Source organism: Providencia sp. UF-183 (genome assembly GCF_058246155.1).
The window spans coordinates 1-253 of sequence record NZ_JBSICD010000111.1 but is presented as its reverse complement, the minus strand read 5'-3'; the positions used below and the strand labels follow the sequence as shown (position 1 = coordinate 253).

Here is a 253-nt window from a genome sequence, read left to right as displayed (position 1 = left end):
ATGTTGTAACGCTCAGCCAGCGGGCGAATGCGCGCCAGCGAAGGGCTGCTCACGATCGGCTCCGCCAGCGCCCGCACTTCGGCGTCGGACAGATGGCGCACGTGCCAATAGCCGGTGACGCACATTTCCGGGAAGGCCAGCAGCTGTATCTGTTGTTCGGCCGCTTCCGCGATAAAGCGTTCCATGGTCGACAGGTTGTAATTCTTGTCATTCGCATGATGCTGGAATTGCACCGTGGCGGCGCGTAATGAGG

Annotated in this window: 1 protein-coding gene; it reads right to left on the bottom strand. The window is 60.5% G+C overall.

Features of this window, described 5'->3' with window-relative positions; all coding sequences use genetic code 11:
- A partial coding sequence (locus tag AC4IFT_RS22580; RefSeq protein ID WP_490752985.1) for a nitrilase-related carbon-nitrogen hydrolase occupies nucleotides 1-253 on the bottom strand: 253 nt, incomplete at both ends.